This window comes from Corynebacterium sp. MSK012, assembly GCF_030232435.1.
GTDB lineage: Bacteria > Actinomycetota > Actinomycetes > Mycobacteriales > Mycobacteriaceae > Corynebacterium > Corynebacterium jeikeium_D.
On the sequence record NZ_JASPJU010000003.1, the window covers coordinates 67389 to 85331 of the forward strand.

Annotated in this window: 15 protein-coding genes; 3 read left to right on the top strand and 12 right to left on the bottom strand. The window is 58.1% G+C overall.

The genetic code is table 11. From position 1 onward, the window contains the following. Nucleotides 1-52: 52 nt before the first annotated feature. From QP977_RS02575 to QP977_RS02585, 3 genes are all read right to left on the bottom strand, one after another. On the bottom strand, nt 53-1747 hold the full coding sequence (locus QP977_RS02575) for an ABC transporter ATP-binding protein (protein ID WP_049189604.1): 1695 nt from the start codon (nt 1745-1747) through the stop codon (nt 53-55). Then, nucleotides 1744-3540, bottom strand: a complete 1797-nt coding sequence (locus QP977_RS02580; RefSeq protein ID WP_070827479.1) for an ABC transporter ATP-binding protein — start codon at nt 3538-3540, stop codon at nt 1744-1746. Before QP977_RS02580 ends, QP977_RS02575 begins: the two co-directional genes overlap by 4 nt. 389 nt (nt 3541-3929) lie before the next feature. Next, entirely contained in the window at nt 3930-4496 is a 567-nt protein-coding gene (locus QP977_RS02585; protein WP_048732776.1) for a thymidine kinase, read from the bottom strand. A 94-nt stretch (nt 4497-4590) separates the two neighbouring features. On the opposite strand from QP977_RS02585, the gene QP977_RS02590 reads away from it, so the two are divergent. After that, nucleotides 4591-5595 carry a PfkB family carbohydrate kinase gene (locus tag QP977_RS02590; RefSeq protein WP_070827481.1) on the top strand — a complete coding sequence of 335 codons (1005 nt, stop codon included), beginning with the start codon at nt 4591-4593 and terminating at the stop codon, nt 5593-5595. A gap of 78 nt (nt 5596-5673) precedes the next feature. On the opposite strand, the gene QP977_RS02595 is transcribed toward QP977_RS02590, so the two are convergent. The 9 genes from QP977_RS02595 to QP977_RS02635 form a co-directional block, all read right to left on the bottom strand. After that, entirely contained in the window at nt 5674-6306 is a 633-nt protein-coding gene (locus tag QP977_RS02595) for a MusI family membrane protein (RefSeq protein ID WP_069359225.1), read from the bottom strand. Between the two features lie 115 nt (nt 6307-6421). Further along, nucleotides 6422-7318, bottom strand: coding sequence for a carbohydrate ABC transporter permease (locus QP977_RS02600; protein ID WP_042389412.1), 897 nt, complete (start codon nt 7316-7318; stop codon nt 6422-6424). 18 nt (nt 7319-7336) lie between these two features. Beyond that, nucleotides 7337-8182, bottom strand: coding sequence for a carbohydrate ABC transporter permease (locus QP977_RS02605; RefSeq protein WP_016423090.1), 846 nt, complete (start codon nt 8180-8182; stop codon nt 7337-7339). Between the two features lie 179 nt (nt 8183-8361). Next, nucleotides 8362-9645: an ABC transporter substrate-binding protein gene (locus QP977_RS02610; RefSeq protein ID WP_088611979.1), complete on the bottom strand. Its 1284-nt coding sequence runs from the start codon at nt 9643-9645 to the stop codon at nt 8362-8364. A 514-nt stretch (nt 9646-10159) separates the two neighbouring features. Next, nucleotides 10160-11371, bottom strand: coding sequence for a DUF4032 domain-containing protein (locus tag QP977_RS02615; protein WP_172620277.1), 1212 nt, complete (start codon nt 11369-11371; stop codon nt 10160-10162). An 81-nt stretch (nt 11372-11452) separates the two neighbouring features. After that, the gene (locus QP977_RS02620) at nt 11453-12589 is read right to left on the bottom strand and encodes an ABC transporter ATP-binding protein (protein ID WP_069359226.1); all 1137 of its coding nucleotides are present in this window, start codon (nt 12587-12589) and stop codon (nt 11453-11455) included. Between the two features lie 97 nt (nt 12590-12686). Continuing rightward, nucleotides 12687-13961: an RNA 5'-3' helicase PhoH2 gene (gene phoH2 / locus QP977_RS02625; protein ID WP_042388806.1), complete on the bottom strand. Its 1275-nt coding sequence runs from the start codon at nt 13959-13961 to the stop codon at nt 12687-12689. A 188-nt stretch (nt 13962-14149) separates the two neighbouring features. Continuing rightward, entirely contained in the window at nt 14150-15586 is a 1437-nt protein-coding gene (locus QP977_RS02630; protein ID WP_069359227.1) for an FtsX-like permease family protein, read from the bottom strand. After that, nucleotides 15583-16308, bottom strand: a complete 726-nt coding sequence (locus QP977_RS02635) for an ABC transporter ATP-binding protein (RefSeq protein WP_410397544.1) — start codon at nt 16306-16308, stop codon at nt 15583-15585. The genes QP977_RS02630 and QP977_RS02635 overlap by 4 nt, the downstream gene beginning before the upstream one ends. A 117-nt stretch (nt 16309-16425) precedes the next feature. Here QP977_RS02635 and QP977_RS02640 point away from each other — a divergent pair, with 117 nt between their 5' ends. Together QP977_RS02640 and QP977_RS02645 are read left to right on the top strand one after the other, a co-directional pair. Then, nucleotides 16426-17217: a sensor histidine kinase gene (locus tag QP977_RS02640; protein ID WP_083301589.1), complete on the top strand. Its 792-nt coding sequence runs from the start codon at nt 16426-16428 to the stop codon at nt 17215-17217. Further along, on the top strand, nt 17217-17930 hold the full coding sequence (locus QP977_RS02645) for a response regulator transcription factor (protein ID WP_070438677.1): 714 nt from the start codon (nt 17217-17219) through the stop codon (nt 17928-17930). Before QP977_RS02640 ends, QP977_RS02645 begins: the two co-directional genes overlap by 1 nt. Nucleotides 17931-17943: the final 13 nt, after the last annotated feature.

A 17943-nucleotide genomic window follows, 5' to 3' on the forward strand; every position in this document is an offset into this window, starting at 1 on the left:
CCCCATTGCGGGCGTTCGGCACGCCTGACTTGGGTTACCGAGTTAGCTATCACTATCGAGCCCACAGCCGGGCATAGGCCGGCGACGAATCTAGCAAATCCTCATGCGTCCCCGCTGCGGCCACGCGCCCGCCGTCCAACATAACGACCTGATCGGCAGCCGCCAACGTGTGCTCCTGATGCGCGATTACTAGCACTGTCGCCAATCCGCTGAGTTCGCGCAGTGCCTCCTGCACAGCCACGGCGGCGGACGCGTCGAGCGATGAGGTCGCCTCATCCAGCAGTAACACAGGCGCTCGCTTCAACACAGCGCGGGCCACTGACACACGCTGCCGCTCGCCGCCCGAGAGCAGTCTGCCACCTTCACCGACGCGGGTCGCCCACCCTTGTGGCAAGCGATCGACGATCTCGTCGACCCGAGCTATTTTCGCGGCGGCGTTCACCTCGGCGTCCGTGGCTTCTGGACGACCGAGCAACACGTTCGCGCGCAGGGTGTCGTCAAGGAGATAGACGTCCTGGAACACCAACGACGTTGCCCCGAGGACATCGGCACTGGCCATGTCGCGAACATCCACGCCGTCGAGCCGCACGGCCCCTGCGTCCACGTCATGGAAGCGGGCGATCAAGCGAGTGAGCGTGGTCTTGCCCGACCCGGATGGCCCGACGATGGCAGTAACTGATCCCGGCGCAACAGTCAGATTGAGATCATCAAACACCATCGCGTCTCCGTAGCCGAAGCGCACTGCGTCAATCGCAATCTCCGGCGGATGCGTCGGTGCTGGGACTGGCTGCTCGGGTTCCGGTAGCCCCGGCTCGTCTAGCAAATTGACCACCTGGTCGAGTTCACGATCCATGCGGCGCAGCGCCGTGCCGAGTTCAGAAAGTGTGCGGAGGGGGCCCATTACCTGGGTGACGATCAGGATAAGACCGATCATCACGAGCGGGTCCACACCGCCGAGACTGCGCCATACGGCCACGGTGACCACAGCGCCAAAGACCGTCTGTACCACGACACTCTGGACAATCATCGATGCGGCGGAGGCCAGCTGGGCCGACATACCGAGGCGACGTTGTCGGTCAAGTGAAGATGCCAGGGGTGCATAGCCAGAACCTGCCACTCGCGCCCCGCGCAGCGCCGTCTGGTGCTTGGCCAGGTCGAGCAGCGCGGCATCCGTGCGGTGTTCCGCGGTGGTGAGTCGGGCGTCGGCCCGGGCACTCCAGGAGCGAGCCAGCACAGTCGAGGCGTACACGAGCGGGACCCCGACGGCGAGCGAGAGTCCCAGCCGCCAGTCAAGGAAGAAGGTCACGAGCACTAGAGTCAACGGAGTCGCCACGTAACCGATGAGCGGAGCAAGCACGTCGCCGATCGCGGTGGCGACGAACATTGTGCCGCGGACCGAGAGCCGTGAGGCGTTGGCTGCGGACCCGCCATCGAACCACCCCATCGGCAGACGCATGAGCTGCCGCGCCAGTTGGCGATGCATCGACGACATCAGAGACATGGTCAAATCGACGCTCCCGCGCGTGACCCACACCGTGAGTAGGGCATGGACGCCGGCGCAAACCACCATTGCGATCAACCACCAGAGCGTCGAGCTGAAAGTCTCCTGGGCCAGGTGGGCCAGTACTGGGACCAGACATGCCAGTGACAGTCCCTGTGCGACTCCGGCCGCCACAGCCACTGCTGTGAATCGCTGGAGTGTTGAGCGTCCTTCTTGTCCAGCGATCCGTTCAATCTGCGTGATCATCGAGCACCTCCCGTGACGGCGGCCTGGTTGCGCCATAGCGCGGCGTACTGCCCATCGGCGGCGAGCAGGGATTCGTGTTCGCCTTGTTCGACGATTCGCCCTTGGTCGAGGACGACGATCTGGTCTGCGTGGGTGATCGTGCCAAGGCGGTGGGCGATCATGATGACCGTGCGTCCCCGGGTCAGTTCGGCGAGGGCCTGCCCGATCGCGGCCTCATTCTCGGGGTCGATCGCGGAGGTGGCCTCGTCGAGTATGAGCACGTGAGGGTCGGCGAGGATGGCCCGCGCGATGGCCACGCGCTGGGTCTCACCGCCGGAGAGCCGAGCGTCTTCTCCGACAACGCTGCCGTATCCGCGGGGTAGTTCGCGGATCCGCGCGTCGATCGCCGCTAGGGAGGCGGCGTGCTGGATGTCCTCGTCGGTCGCGCCCGGACGCCCGAGCGCGATGTTGTCGCGGATGCTCATGGAAGGCAGGCTCGGGCTTTGCAGCAGGATGCCGACGTGTTGATGGAGCACGTGCGGGTCGATGTCGCGCACGTCGACGTTGCCGATCCGGATCGCACCGGCGTCAACGTCACGGAAGCGGGCGATGAGAGATGCGAGGGTCGATTTGCCCGAGCCAGAGGCCCCGACCAACGCGGTGACCGATCCTTCTCGTGCGGTGAGCGACACCCCATGCAGCACCGGCTCATCTGGCGCGTACCCGAAGGTCACGTTCTCGATCGAGACATCGGTCCCGGCGGGCTCGAGGGGATGTTCAGCCACGAGGAGTTCGGGCTCGTCGAGAAGGGTGATGAGTCGTCCGGCGGCTTCTAGCCCGTCGTTGATGTGTTGTTGCCCGGCCCCGACCGTGAGCAGCGTGGCGGGCAGCGACAGAGCGATCATGGTGACCACGACGACGTCGGCGACATCGCTCCACCCGGCGGCGACCATGGCAGCACCGGGAACGACGACAGTCAGCGCGACGACCGGCAACCCCAGGGCCGTGAGAGCGATGGCGTGGGCACGCATCTGGGGTGTGACAAGCGTGCGGAACTCCGAGGTGAAGTCGTCTGACGCCCTGGTGAAGCGCGCCGAGCCAGTCTCCTCAGCCCCGAACACGCGCAGCACTGCGATCCCATCGACGAACTCGATTACCGCGGCGGAGACCTCGGAGAGCGACTCGGCAATCCGGGCCATGACAGAGCGCATGTCTCCGGGCGCGAGCACGGAGAACAGGACCATGTAGGCCACCGGACTGATCACGCAGCACAGCCCGAGTCGCCAGTCGATGGTCAGTGCGACGATGACGCCGACCACCGGTGTCAGAACCGCCGCGGTGATCTCGACCAGCGCGTGGGCGACAAGGTGGTGGAGGCTCGCGACATCGTCTTGGATTATGCGGCGGACGCGTCCGGAGGAGCTCTGATCGAACCATCCCAGTGGGAGTCGGCTCAGCTTGTCGGCCAGTTGCACGCGCAACTCGGCCTGTAGCCGCAGGTCGACCAGATGGGTGATGAGCAGCGCCAGCGACCCCAGGGCGAGTGCGCCACCGAGTCCACCGATGAACCACCATACTGCTGGCCACACCTTGTCAGTGCCCAGGAGTAGTTCATTGACGATCCGGACCAACGCCAGCAGTGGAATGGCACTGGCCAAGCTCCCGAGCACCTGCAGCAAAAGGGCGACGGCGATGGGGGCGGACACCGGGCGGAGAATGCGCCAGGCGGGTTTCTCCGTGTTCGCACTATCCTCCGTCGGCTGACTTGTCGGCTCCTTGGGCGCCGTGGTGGGTTCGTCAGTCGCGTCCGACACTGCGTTACCTCCTCAGTAGACAACCACTCTTGTTTTATATAAGGCTATCCTAACCTAACTAGTAACGCGTCTGTAAGTACGTCGGTGATTCCGAGGCACCCACAGCCATGAGCGGTGGACAGCCGGTACCGCCGAGGACATCGCGGTGTGACTGAAGAAGATCAGGTGTCCGTAGAGGTCAAGCCCCGTGTAGGCGCTTTGTGTTTAGAGCACGTATTTGACGACACCATGGTGAGTTTCGAGTAACACCCGAAGCGTTCGGTCTTTGGGCAGGGTTGGAGGTCAAGGGGGCTAGTTCATCGACTGCCGGGGCTATTCCCTTTTTGTCCCTTTTCCTCTTCGCCCGTTTTCTTGTCCCACTCCTAGCTCCCGGGACTACCCTAGGCAGCTCACGCCCACTTCCCCGACATCCGGTTGTAACAGCTGGCGCACAGGGAGATGTACTTCGGCGCTTCGAGTGCCTCAATTTCCACGGTTTCGCCGTCGAGGATAATGCTGCCGTCCGGATTCAACCGTGCAGTAAAGATGGCCTTCTGCCCACAGGTGCAAATTGTCTTAATTTCCTCAATGGTGTGGGCAACTTCGAGCAAGCGCTGGGAGCCTGGGAAGGCATGCGTGCGAAAGTCGGTACGCAGACCGTAGCAGAGCACCGGAGTACCGCGAAGGGTAATTCCCAGCAACTGATCGACCTGGTCAGGGGTAAGAAACTGTGCCTCATCGATGATTAGACAATCGTAGCCGTCGGCAAGCGAGGAGAGGTCATCGCCATCGTGGATGAGGTGTGCGCGTTCCGCGATGCCGATGCGGGAGTGCACGTCGCCGTCAGCCAAAGTATCCACGGCCGGCTTGGCGATCAACGGCCGCATATCGCGCTCGCGGTAGTTGTGGGCGACGCGGAGGACCTCGATGGATTTTCCGCTGTTCATGGTTCCGTAGCGGAAGTACAGTTTTGCCATAGCCATCGATTGTAGGGCATCGATTCGCGGGCTCTGACGGCTGTAAACTCGGGCCGCCAACACGGATTTGAATTCCCGACTATCCTATATTTTTATGCAGCCGATTCCTGACCTGAATGAGAATCCAACAGTTGTTGTATGTGGATCTATCCACCTAGATACCCTGGTACAGGTCGATAGCGTACCCGCAGAAGGTGGCACGCTCATCGTTGATGACGGCACGAATATGCTGGGCGGCAAGGGCGCCAACCAGGCCGTTGCTATCGCTTATGACGGTGTCCGTGCGATTATGGCCGGTACGGTTGGTGAGGATCGTGCCGCGGATTTCGTGGTCGAGGAACTCAACGCACACGGCGTAGATGTCCACTCCATTCAGACTTCCTGGGATTTGCCGACCGGCAGCGCTTTCGTCGCAACGAACCGCAAGGGTCGCCCGGTGATTTTTGTCCAGCGCGGTGCCGATGCGCTAACCGACCCCACCGATTTCGTCGACGAGTTCGCATCAGCGGATGTCGTGCTCGCACAGGGCGAGCTCCTCCCGGAAGCAACTGAGGCCATCGCGTCCGTCGCATCCATGTACAGCGCGCGACTGGTGCTGAACCTCAATCCGGTCGTAACCGTTACACCTGCCCTGATTGACCATGCAGATCCGCTGATCGTCAACATGAAGGGCGCCTGGGAAACAATCCGTCGCCTGGACATCGCCGAGGGCATCCGCGCTACCGACTACCGCGCACAGCTCGAGGCGCTTCTGCAGTACTGCCCCAGCGTCGTCATGCTCCGCGGCGACCACGGCTGTCTCTTCGCACAGCACTCCGACGGTCTCGATGACGAGCCGACAATCTACGAGCACCCCGCGCTCAAGCTGCCAGAGGAGAAGATTGTCGACGGCACTGGCTCCGGTGATGCGTTCGTCGGCACGCTCACCGCGGAACTGGCTAAGGGCACCTCGCTTTACGACGCCGTCCCCCTGGCCACCGCAGCAGGCGCAGCAGCTGTACAGGCGGTCGGCGCATGCTCCGCTTTTGTCCGTCGCGAAAAACTGCTGGAGATGGTCGAGGCGGAGGATTTTCCCCCTGTGAAAGAGTACGCGGGCTAAGAATTGTCAACAGCCTGGTGTTCGAGCTGGCGCCGATTAAGTCAGTGCCAGTGCAGCCAGTGGGGCCAGTGGGAGAACCTACCCAGCATTGTCTGGCAGAACGGGCTCAAGCGCCAGCATCACCAAGTACCAACTCAACGCGTACCCGATAAGGAAGACATAGGTAGCAATCGCGTAGATCTTCGCCGGGAAAAAGAATATGGCCGCGGGCACGATGAGAAGCGCCAAAACTGCGAGCGCAGTCCGCGGCAGGTTTTTGACGGTCATGCTGGTGGCCGTTGCCAGGGTTCGGCGGAGCGACGAGTGACCGTCGGAAAGCGAGCACAGCGAGTAGACCCACGCGGTAATTCCCAGCAGTATTAGCGCCCCGGAGGTAACTCCTGCGGCGAAGACTAGGCCGACAGTGCCGAGGTCCGCGCGGGAAATAACGTAAAACTCATAGCCAATGGCACCGGCGAGAACCACGGTGAATAGCCACCACACGGTTGGTGTGCGCCAATTGTCCAACAGTGCGCGCAAGAAGCGCCGGACGGGCCTCGAGCCTTCGTCCCGGACCATATCGCGAGCGACTACTACTCCAGCGCGAGTTGCGGCGCCTGCAGTGACTATCGGGATGGATGCGACGATCATCAGCAGGTTGATGATTACAAGGTCTGCTAACAGCGACCAGGCTGCGTAGAACTTTGTATCGGTGCTGAAAAATCTATCCACGGGTTCATATCCTAATAAAGGCTGATTAACAGACGAAAGCCTCAACCTACGCGGTTGAGGCTTTCGCTTTCGTAAAACACGGTGCTTGGTGCCCTATGCGCTAACGCTTAGGCGACTATCCCTTAACGGCACCCGCAGCAACACCCTCGATAATGTGCTTCTGGGTGGCGACGTAGAAGATCACAATCGGAATGATTGCGAGCACCAGCATTGCCATCATCGCGCCAAGGTCACGGTTACCGTTGGAGCCAACGAAGCTCTGCACGACAACCGGGATGGTCTTGTACTTAGTGGACAGGCCGATGACCAGGTACGGCAGCAGGTAGTCGTTCCAAACCCACATTGCGTTCAGAATGGCGACTGTCACTGCAGTCGGCTTGAGCATGGGCAAAACGATGCGGAAGTAGTTCTGCATCGGAGATGCGCCATCAATCATCGCGGCTTCCTCGATGTCAATCGGGATGGACTTGATGAAGCCGGCAAACATGAATACCGACAGGCCGGAGCCAAAGCCCAAGTAGAGAACCACAATGCCGATTGGGTTGTTCAAATGCAGCATGTCGGCGATCTTGACGGTCGGGAACATCACCATCTGGAACGGGATGACCATCGAGAACACAAACAGGTAATACAGCAGCGAGGTCCACCACGTCTTCACTCGCGTGATGTAGTAAGCCGTCATCGCAGAGAAGAACACAATCGCAATAACCGAGAGGATCGTGATGACAAAGGACCACACGATCGCCCAGCCGAAGCCCTCCTTCATCAGGCCGACGGCGTAGTTTTCGAACCCGACCCACATGTCACCTAGTGGCAGCTGGAAGGGATTATCTGAAATTGCGAACTTGGACTTGAACGAGTTGAAGATAATGAACGCGATTGGCCCCAAGAACACGACGGTCAAAAACACCAGAATCGCGTAGATGATGACCTTAGATACGCCTCCCACCTTGGCCTCGTCCTGCTTAGCGGGCTTGGCCTTGGGGAGCTTGGTGGCCGTTTCAGTGGTCATTGCAGCGTCGACAGACATTTATGCCTCCACTTCCTTGCTGCGAGTAGCACGCAGCTGCAGCATCGCGATCGCTACGACCACGACGACGAAAATTACTGCCTTGGCTTGACCAACGCCCTCCACACCAATTCGGTTGAACATGGTGTTGACGATGTTCAGAGCAACCATTTCTGTCTCTGAACCCGGCGCACCATTGGTCAGGGCCAAGTTTTGGTCGAAGAGTTTGAAAGTGTTCGACAGGGTCAAGAAGAGGCAAATGGTAATCGATGGCATGACCATCGGGATAGTAACGTGCCGCAGAATCTCCCAGCGTCCGGCGCCATCAATCTCCGCAGCTTCGATGAGCTCCGGTGGGACATTCTGCAGACCGGCAATATAGATAATCATCATGTAACCGACCAGCTGCCAGTTGATGAGGATGATCAGACCGGCGTAACCGAACTTCCAGTCGGACACAATCGTCGTACCGTACGATGCCAGCACGGCGTTAATCATCGACTGCCAGGTGTAACCGAGCACGATGCCACCGATAAGGTTCGGCATGAAGAAGACTGTGCGGAAGAAGTTCGTGCCCTTCAGCTTGCGCGTCAGAATCCATGCGATCCAGAACGCGAACAAGTTCACAGTAATGATGGAAACAACAACCACCATGAGAGTGAATCCGAAGGAAGCGACGAAGCCCTCGCGCTCACTAAATGCCTTCTGGTAGTTCTCGATACCAACCCACTGCGCATTAGTGATGGTTGTGAAGTCAGTAAATGATAGGAAGAAACCGATAACGAACGGCACCAGGAACGCGATTGCGAAGGCAATCAGCGTGGGTAGCACGAAAATTGGGAAATACTTTTTCAATGTTGCTTGCATCTACAACACCGCTCCTAAAGCTAAAGGCGGAGCCCGGTGCCTCGAGACCGGTTTAACAGGTCACCGAGCCCCGAGCTCCGCCTTGCCATTGGATGAACTCATTCCGTCGGTTGTTCATGCGCGAGAAGCTTTCGCTTCACACTCACCGATGGAATGGATCACCATTGATTTGCTGGTATTTAATTGTTCGGAGATTCCGCATTCCAGCTGTCGGCGAAAGTCTCGACAACCTTGTCCCACGGCATCTTTCCGGAAGCGTACTGCGCCAGCGCTGCGCCAAAATCATCCTTGAACTGCTGAGACGGGAAGTACTGGAAGTCCCACGGGATGGTGGTCAGGTCCTCGTTCTCAATTGCTGCGGCCACTTCCTTGGCCAGCGGGTCATTCGGAGTGTCGGCTTCAGTGAAGTTCTGGAACGGAGCGATGAATCCAAGATCCTCGACGACGTACTTCTTGCCCTCATCGGTGTTGAACAGCCAATTGACGAAGTCCTTCGTTGCCTTTTGGGAAGCCTCCGAAGCCTTAGAGTTGACCGTCAGGTAGTTCTCAGTACCAACCGAGATGCCGGTCTTATCCTCGTCCTTCAGGCCCATGTACATAGGCATGAACTTAATCTTGTCCTGCTTGACCACGTTGCCGGAGACATCGTTGATCTGGGACCATGCCCAGTTGCCATTCTGAACCATAGCGGCCTTGCCCTGAGCGAATTCAGCCATCGAGTCGGACACAGCCTTCGACGGGGCCAGAGTCTTTTCGACAGTGGAGTTATTCAGGTACAGATCAAAGAGGTTCTTGAACTCCTTGTTGTACTTGAACTTCACATCAGCGGTTTCCTTGGTGCCGAGGTCCTCGAATTCATAATGAACCGGTCCGTTGGCCAAGTGTGTCTGCCAGCGCCAATCCTCACCGGATGCGAGCGAGGTGGAAGCGAAGGTGCCGGAAATCCCCAGCTTGTCCTTCTTGGCCTGCATGTCCTCAGCGACTTCCTTCAGCTTTCCGAAGGCCTTAATCTCGTCGATGCTCTTGGCCTTGGCATCGGGCAGCGCGAAGTACTTGTCCATGATCTCTTCGTTATAGATCAAGCCAAACCCCTCGACTGCAAACGGGACGCCGTATACCTTGCCGTCCTCGCCCTTCAGCGGCTCGATGCCCTCGTTGAGGTTTTGTGCGATCTCAGTGTCAGACATGTCAGCCATGTATTCCTGCCAAGTACGCAGGCCCGCCGGACCATTGACCTGGAACAGTGTTGGCGCGTCCTTTTTACCAATCTCGGCCTTCAGAGTTTGCTCATAGGAATTCGAAGCAGCGGTAACGACCTTGACCTGGACACCAGTCTTGTCAGTGTATGCCTTCGCAATCTTCTGATATGCGGCATCCTGCTCCGGCTTGAAGTTAAGGAAGTAGACACCACCATCTGCAACCGCATCATCACTCGAGCACGCAACCAAACCAGCGGTTGCCATCAGGCCTGCTGCACACAGAGCTGAAAGGCGCTTGAAGTTCTTCACTATATTTTCTCCCTTGAGAAGAAAGGCCACTTCAATGGCATCCTCCGAGAAATTCGGACGAATATTTGCCAGCAGCCGTGGCCTAATTGGATTATCCCGCCCTGCGGCTAGAAGTAGCCTTTCATGCGAACTTCGACGCCACCCACGCGGGTATTCGGTCTCACCAAAATCTTACTTGACCAAAACCAATTTAGGTTGACCTTCAGCCAGCTGTGAACAAATGCAAAGGAGAAAAATAGCAAAAGCTCTCGAAAGCACACCTAGAATTCGAGCTGTTTTCGCTGAACAGAGCCGCCTACCGGCACCAAAGTAAGCACCTGGCCGCGACAATCACACGCAGACCCGACAACCACCCGACCACCAAAAGCACCCCTGTTTGGCGTGAATGTATATTTTTATAATATCCTGGCGAGTCGTTTACTTGTCACTTTTGAAATAATCGTACGCTCGACAGTCTGCTTCTAGAGAGCTACTCGACCTCATCGCTCGCCGGAAGATATACGGACTCGTCGCGATGCCCGGGCAACACTCGGTCTACGTAGCTCTGCACCGCTTCTTGAAGCGGCACATCCGCACGGCGTTTTTCTGCCATGTACCAGCGATGCTCCAAGACCTCGTGGAAAACCTGCGCATCCTGCAGCCTTCCACGCAGCCCCTCGGGCACAGCCAGGATTGTGGCCTCGAAAACTTCACGCAGCCATCGGTGCGCAACCTGCTCTAGCGGAACCCCTTCAAGACCTTCCGCCAACCGAAAGGTCTGCATACTATTGAGCATCCGCCTCGCTTGCCGTTCTTGAACATCCAACCCCGTCAGTCGCATTAACTGCCTATGGTGATGCCCTGCGTCAACCACTCGTGGTCGGAACACAACGCGGCCACCATCACTGGTGACTTTCAGCTCGCCAACATCGAAACCGAGGTCGTTGAGCCTGCGAATCCGCTCATCGACAAGCCAAGGCTCCTCAACACCAATAGATTCTTCCCCCGTCAGCTCTTGCCACAGGTCCTCATAACGCTCAATAATGCGCCTACCCACCGCAATTACGTCCAACTCAGGATCGAGGAATCCGCCGGCCTGCAGATCCATGAGCTCTCCGATGATGTTGGTATGGGCAACGTCAACGTCGTAAAGCCTGCGGGAATCTGAGAGTGTGCCTTGCAAATCTCCCGTTTCCGCGTCGACAAGGTAGGCGGAGAAAGCGTCTGCGTCACGACGAAACAACGTGTTCGACAGCGACACGTCGCCCCAGTAAAAACCAAGGAGATGTAACCGAACTAGCAGGACTACCAGCGAGTCAATCAGGCGGACCACAGTTTCGCGGGTGACCTGTTGAGAAAAAACTGCACGATACGGCAGCGAATACTCGAGATGTTCTGTGACGAGTGCCGCAGTTAACGGTTCGCCATCTGGATCCTTGCGGCCAGTAATGACCGCGAGCGGGCGAACCGATGGAGCACCGAGCCTGACCAGGTCACGCAGCATTCGATACTCATGATGAGCAGTGAACTCACCAATTTCTTTCACTGCAATGACGCGGTCATCCAAGTTGACGAATCGAACAATGTGCCGCGAAATTCCCTGAGGTAGGGCGGCCAACAAATCGTCTGGCCACTGTTCCAGAGGTATATGCCAAGGAAGGCGCAAAAGCTTTGAAGCCACCGTTGTCGCGGCTATTTTCATAGTTTCCGACACGGTGGCTCCTAAAACTGTCTTACTGTCCCACTGCCCTACCAGCTACTCATTTCATCTAAACGAAAGAGTTTAGGCCGGAAGGCGCATACCAGTCGACTTCGAGAACAGGTGCAGCATGCCCGGACGAATCTTGCCGTAAACTACCGAGCCCAACTGCGGCGCGGTGCGCGGGGCGGTACGAATAACCACCTGACCGTGTTCCTCTTCGTCCGGGTTAGAGGAAGATCCGGAGCTCAATGCTCCGCCACCGACGAGATCGCCATACATGAATGCATCGGAGCCCAATTCCTCGACCAAGTTAACCTGCACCGGAATGACGTCATCGCCCGGTCCCTCGACCAGGTCGAATGCCTCCGGACGGAAGCCCACGATAATCTGGTTCTGATCCTCCGGCACGATTGCAGCAAGTGTGGCTTCCGGCAGCTTAATCTTGGCCTCACCCAACGTGGCGTAACCATTAGAGACGTTGAACGTGCCCAGGTTCATCGCAGGCGAGCCAATGAAGCCCGCGACGAATTCGTTTGCCGGGGTTTCGTAGAGTTCCCGCGGGGTACCGACCTGCTGCAGAACACCGAAGTTAATGACCGCGATGCGGTCGCCCATGGTCAGCGCCTCAGTCTGGTCGTGGGTGACATACATGGTGGTCACACCCATCCGACGCTGCATGGCCGCAATCTGAGTACGGGTTTGAACACGCAGCTTCGCGTCCAGGTTCGACAACGGCTCGTCCATCAGGAACACCTGCGGCTTGCGCACAATCGCACGCCCCATTGCCACACGCTGACGCTGACCACCGGATAGAGCCTTAGGCTTACGATCCAGGAACTGAGTTAGATCCAGGGTCTTCGCAGCTTCTTCGACACGACGGTCAATCTCGTCCTTGTCCACACCAGCAATCTTGAGCGCGAAGCCCATGTTCTCGCGCACCGTCATATGCGGGTACAGGGCGTAGTTCTGGAAGACCATCGCAATATCGCGATCCTTGGGCGAGACATTGGTCACATCACGATCTCCAATGAAAATCTTGCCCTCATTGACCTCTTCCAGACCGGCAAGCATGCGCAGTGTTGTGGACTTACCACAACCGGAGGGGCCCACCAGAACCAGGAACTCGCCATCGGCAATTTCCAAGTTGAACTTGTCCACAGAAGGCTTCGTCGCACCAGGGTAAATGCGAGTGGCATCAGCAAAAGTCACAGTAGCCATGTGAATACAAACCTTTCATCGGCAGGTACGTGCCGAACGATCCGAGTGAAAGTAACCGCAGGAACAGCTCCTACGTATCTGCCTCACAAGCTTACTCTTAATCGAGTAGTCCCGTAACGAGCTCCGCAATCTTCGAGCGCTCCGAGCGCTTCAGCGTGATGTGTGCAAAAAGCTCGTTGCCCTTGAGTTTTTCAATCACCGCCTGCACGCCGTCATGGCGGCCGACGCGCAGGTTGTCACGCTGCGCCACATCGTGCGTAAGGATGACTCGGGAATTGCTACCAAGACGCGACAGCACCGTCAGCAGTACGTTGCGCTCCAGCGACTGTGCCTCATCGACAATCACGAAGCTGTCATGCAGGCTACGACCGCGAATGTGTGTCAGTGGCAGTACCTCCAGCATGTCGCGCGAGGCAATCTCATCCATCACGTTGTCTGAAACCAATCCCTCCAGGGTGTCGTAAACAGCCTGCGCCCACGGGTTCATCTTTTCGTCCTCACTACCTGGCAGGTAGCCAAGGTTCTGACCACCTACCGCGTAGAGCGGACGGAACACCACAATCCGGCGATGCAGTCCGCGCTCCAGCACCGACTCCAGTCCCGCGCACAGCGCAAGCGCCGACTTACCCGTACCGGCTCGGCCGCCGAGGGACACAATCCCTACCGAGTCATCCAACAGCAGGTCAAGCGCCACACGCTGCTCCGCCGACCGTCCCTTCAGGCCAAACGCCTCCGTATCGCCCCGCACAAGCTTGACGACGCCCGGGGCGCTCACCCGTGCCAGCGCAGACTGGCTACCAGCGCTGAGCTGCACGCCGCAGTGCAGCGGCTGATCCTGGATCTGCTCGAGCTCAAGGAACCCATTGGCGAAGAGACGATCAATTTCCTCCGGGTCGACGTCTACTTCCACCATTCCCGAGTACCCAGTCAGAACGACGTCCTGGGCGCGGTAATCGTCGGCAGGCAAGCCGACCGCACCAGCCTTGACGCGAAGCGGAATGTCCTTGGTGACCAGCACGACATCATGTCCATCGTGCTGAAGATTAAGGGCGCAAGCGAGAATGCGGTGATCGTTTTCGGCGGTGCGGAAGCCTGCGGGAAGGATGGAGGGATCGGAGTGGTTGAGCTCAATATGCATAAACCCGCCAAGATCATTGGCGGGCACAGGCCGGTCCAGGTGGCCGTAGCGGTAACGCAGCTCTTCGAGGAAACGGAGCGCTTCTCGGGCGAACCACCCCAGCTCTGGGTGGTGGCGCTTGGCCTCCAACTCACTCACCACGACCAGCGGAAGCACAACTTGGTGCTCATCGAACTTCTTGGTGGCGTGGGGATCGGACAGCAGGACCGAGGTATCAAGCACGTAGGTACGCATGCCCTCAGGCTAAAAGTCAGAGGTAGAAATTACGTGGTTGTGAGATGAATGCTTGGTTATCAGATGAACCACAGTTGGTTACAGGCTCTAATCCTCAAGTTGAACCCTAAGGAACTGGCCGAGCACCGAGCACCACTGCCCGGCCACTCCACTGCCCTTTTAATGGCGACTAGTCGTTGCAATGGTGACTAGTCGTTGTGACGGATTTGGCGACCCAGCAACTTGTGGCGAAGCGGATCAACCGCCAAGGTCACAGCGCCAACTGATACAACGCCCACGAGATACGCCAGCGCAACAACAAGGGAGCGTTGACCAAACGTGATTTCGTTCGCAATCGGTCCGAACATGGTGGCTCCCAACAGCGCACCCATGACAAAGCCGAAGATACTGGTCGCAAGCATGGGAAAGAATGTCTGCTTGAAAGTGACCGTGCGGTGGAAGTTGATTGGCGTCCCGATGAAGTCCAGCGCCTTTGTCAGCGATGCCTCTTCATAGACGGCTGAGGCCTGAGTCAGAAGCGTTGACACCAGCAGCAGAATGAAACCGATTACGAAAGTGATAGTCACACCGGTTGCAATATCGTGCGCGAACGTGACATCTGCAACCTCTTCAATCTTGTCTTCGCCAGGCACCATCATTGTGTAGCCAAGCAGCAGGGACAGGAAGGCCATGGAACTTACTCGACGCCACGATTCCTTAGCGTTAGTCGCGACTCGTCGCGTCGCCACAAAATCACTTGAAGTACCGAAGAAGCTGGAGATGCGGGCAACAAGCTGGATAAAGAAAGGCGCCACCAGGCCAATTGCCCAGACCATCAGGTACATCATCGCTGCGACACCAAGCGTGGCAGTGACGGTTCCACCCGCGATATTGGAGTTGGCAATCACGTACAGGACGATCGCACCGATAACAACGGCCACAATCATGCGCCATGCCTTCATCGACTTGGGCACTTCCTTGCGGCTAACGCCGAGTGGTGAAATCATCACCCTTCGCAAACCGACCACAGCGGCAAAGAGTGCGAGTAGCACCACGGCAACCCAGACCAGCGGGTAGCCCCACCAGGGCAGCAACATGTCCCAGGTATCCAGGTAGTCATTGTCGAACTTGATTATCGCCCAGAATGGCGCAGTGGCCACCGACAACAACGTGCCCACCACAAGCCCAACAGCTGCCAAGACGAGGGTTTCGATAACTACCATGCGTGTAACTGCCCCGTTAGACAGACCAATCAAGCGCAGAGTTGCCAATCGCTGCTCCCGCCCTGCAGCGCCAAGCACCGCCGACTGTGCCACCAGCGAAACCATTGCCGGAATCACAAAAACGCAGGCCACCAGTGCCAGCTGCAGGTACATCTCGCCCTGACCTTGATTCATGTAATCCTCGGGCGTTGGGTTCGGCGGCAGCTTTGGCTCAGCCTGCCAACGGCGGTAAAACATGGTCGTGCCACCGACGACGACCAACGCCAACCAGGTACTCACGGTCATCGCCACCACGGACAATGCGGATAGCCAGCCGTTTCCCGAATGGGATTCACGCCCGGCGCGCTGCAGCCGCGTGCTCAGGTCCGCTAGTGCGCCGGTAGGGATTCTCTGGGGTTTTGGTGCTTCAGTTACGGTGCTCACTTTGTAACCTCCGCTCCTGCCAGCAGGCGGTCGTCGTGAATCAGGCCATCGCGGATCTCCACACGTCGACGACACCAGTCGGCCACCTTCACATCGTGCGTGACCATCACCAATGTCGTGCCAGTCTGCTCCACCAACGCGGTGAGCTGCTGCATGACCTCATGGCCTGTGGACTGGTCCAGCGCGCCAGTCGGCTCATCGGCGAAGATGACACCTGGCTCGCCGGCCATCGCGCGGGCAATTGCCACACGTTGTGCTTGACCGCCGGACATCTGTCCTGGGCGACGGCGCGTGAGGTCCTTGAGCCCCAGGCGGTTGAGGACATCGTCGGCAAGCGCGAGTGACTTCGAGCGCTTCTTGCCCTGCAGAATCATTGGCAGAGCAACGTTTTCCCTGGCAGTCAGCTCGGGAAGGAGCTGGCCATCTTGGAAAACGAAGCCGAAGTCGTGCAGGCGGAGGGCGGAGCGGTCGGCGTCGGAAAGCGAACTGATCTTTGTGTCACCGAAGATGACGTCGCCGTCGTCCGGTAGCAAAACGCCGGACATGCAGTGCAGCAGCGTGGACTTACCAGAACCTGACGGTCCCATGACTGCAACCGTTTCGCCGGGCTCAATGGTCAGCGAAATGCCGGTGAGAACGGGAGCGGAATTGTAGGACTTGGTGATGTCGCGGATACAAAGTCGTGCGTTTCTGGGGCTGTTGTTCTCTGTCATGGCACTCATTTCACTCGCACGGAGGCGATTTCAACACCGTGCCCACTTTCCTTTTGCGGTAGTGCTAGGTCTACCATGCCGGAAATTAATTCCTCCGCACACAGAGCTTTCGTACCATGGGAAACTATGGAGCTGAAGGATTATTTCCGCAAATATATCGGCGCGAACCGTCGCGAAAAAGCGCATAAACGCAGCTACGAGGAATCCGCCGCCGCCCGCATCGCCGAACTTACCGCTTCACGACGAACAATTGCCGAAGCCTTTGAGATTGAACGTCGCCGCATTGAAAATGACCTCCACGACGGAGCTCAGCAATACATTGTTGCGGCTTCAATGAAATTAGGACTTGCGGAATTAGAGGCCTCCAATACTGGCAATGAGGAACTAATGCAGCTCCTGTCGGAAACGCGCGGCCATTTGGAGGATGGCCTGCGGGCCTTGCGGCGAACAGTCCATGGCATCCATCCGCAGGTGTTGCGCGATCGCGGACTGCAAGCGGCTGTTGAGGAAATTGCTGAAGGATATGGCCCTCACGTTGTTGTACACACTCCCTATCCGCTGCCGGAATTGGAGGAAAGCGTGCTCGCCGCGGCATATTTTTTCTGTGCAGAAGTGCTGACAAATGCAGCAAAATATGCGCCGAATGCTCCTGTTTCTGTGCTGCTCACCTCAGATCAAACACTGAATATTTCAATTACGGACCAAGGCCCAGGTGGGGCAAAATTGGGGCGCGGATTGCGGGGCATGAAAGAGCGCCTGGCCACTTTTGACGGTGCGATGACCATGCACTCTCCCGAAGGCGGGCCAACGCAGGTAATAGCCAGAATTCCCTTGATGCTAAATCGCTGGGAATCGGGCATTGGAGAAATAGAAGGCATGGATATGGAAAGCGTGGAGAAGAAAGGTGCGGCGAAATAATGAAAATTGTCATTGCGGATGACTCGGCACTCCTGCGGGAAGGAGTCGCGGGGCTCGTCGAAAAGCGCGGACATGAAGTGATTGCGATGGTCGACACTGCGCACGGTCTGGTGGCGGACATCGATGACCGGTTTGACGACTCGGGCGAGCTGCCAGACCTGGTGATTACCGATGTGCGCATGCCTCCGAAGATGAGTGACGACGGCCTGCGGGCCGCAGTGGAACTGCGCGAGCGTTATCCGCAGCTGAATGTCATGGTGCTGTCGCAGTATGTGGCGCCGGCGTATGCGCGTGAGTTGTTCTCGCCGGGAGGTGCTGGGGTTGGTACTGGGGCCGGCTCAAGTGGCAGCAGCTCGAGTGGCGGGACCGGGTATCTGCTCAAAGACCGCGTTGGCCAGGTGCTGGACTTCTTGGGTTTGCTCGAGGTCGTCGCAGGTGGTGGCGTGGTGATTGACCCTGATGTGGCGACGGCATTGATGCAGTCCGGCAAATCGGGGCTAGCCAGTTTAACGGCGCGCGAACGCGAAGTGCTCGAGCTGATGGCACGCGGCAAGTCCAATAAGCAGATTGCCGATGACCTCGTGCTTTCCGGGGCGGCGGTGGCGAAACACGTGTCCAACATCTTTATGAAGCTGCATCTGGAGCCCGGCGAGGAAAACCGCCGTGTGCGGGCAATTTTGGAATTTCTCACGGCGACGTCGGGGCAGATTTAGGGTCGGCAGCAAT